General features: G+C 68.0%; 1 protein-coding gene. It reads left to right on the top strand.

The window, feature by feature from the left end; genetic code table 11:
* Nucleotides 1-1,111, top strand: a 1,111-nt coding sequence (locus tag ACF1AK_RS36460) for an amino acid adenylation domain-containing protein (protein WP_391503095.1), incomplete at both ends; no start/stop codon positions are given.

Below are 1,111 nucleotides of genomic sequence, written 5' to 3'. Positions count from 1 at the left end.
CAACCCGTCGGTCGACGTCCGCCCGGACAACCTGATCTACGTCATCTACACCTCCGGCTCCACCGGCACCCCCAAGGGCGTCACCCTCGCCCACACCAACATCTGGCACATGATGCGCCGCGCCGCCCGCGAACTCACCTTCACCCACACCGACGTCTGGACCCTCTTCCACACCTACGCCTTCGACTACTCCGTCTGGGAAATGTGGGGCCCCCTCCTCCACGGCGGCCGCCTCGTCATCGTCCCCACCCACACCACCCGCTCCCCCGACGACCTCCTCGACCTCCTCGTCGACCAAAAAGTCACCATCCTCTGCCAAACCCCCACCGCCTTCCGCTCCCTCACCACCCTCGCCGCCGACAACGACCCCCGCATCGACCGACTCCACCTGCGCACCGTCGTCCTCGCCGCCGAAAAACTCGAAGGCACCACCCTCCTCCCCTGGACCAACCGCGTCGGCATCACCACCCCCACCCTCCACAACATGTACGGCATCACCGAAACCACCGTCATCACCACCCACCACCACCTCACCGAACACAACCTCACCACCGACTCCCGCAACCCCATCGGCCGCCCCTTCCACGGCATGCACACCCACCTCCTCGACGAACGCGGCCACCTCGTCCCCACCGGCATCCCCGGCGAAATCCACATCGCCGGCCCCGGCGTCGCCCGCGGCTACCTCAACCGCCCCGACCTCACCGCCGAACGCTTCATCCCCAACCCCTGGGGCGAACCCGGCTCCCGCATGTACCGCTCCGGCGACCTCGCCCGCCGCCTCCCCGACGGCACCCTCGAATTCCTCGACCGCATCGACACCCAAGTCAAAATCCACGGCTACCGCATCGAACTCGGCGAAATCCAAACCACCCTCACCACCCACCCCCACATCCGCGACGCCGTCGTCACCACCCACGACACCGACAAGGGCAAACAACTCGTCGCCTACCTCGTCCCCACCGACCACCACACCCCCGACCCCACCGACCTGCGCGACCACCTCACCGCCACCCTCCCCCGCTACATGGTCCCCGCCGCCTTCGTCACCATCGACGACATCCCCCTCACCCCCAACGGCAAGCTCGACCACCGAGCCCTGCCCGCGCCC

The organism is Kitasatospora sp. NPDC015120 (assembly GCF_043080305.1).
Taxonomy (GTDB): Bacteria; Actinomycetota; Actinomycetes; order Streptomycetales; family Streptomycetaceae; genus Kitasatospora.
The sequence above is the reverse complement of the archived record's forward strand: the minus strand, read 5'-3'. Positions and strand labels throughout refer to the sequence as shown.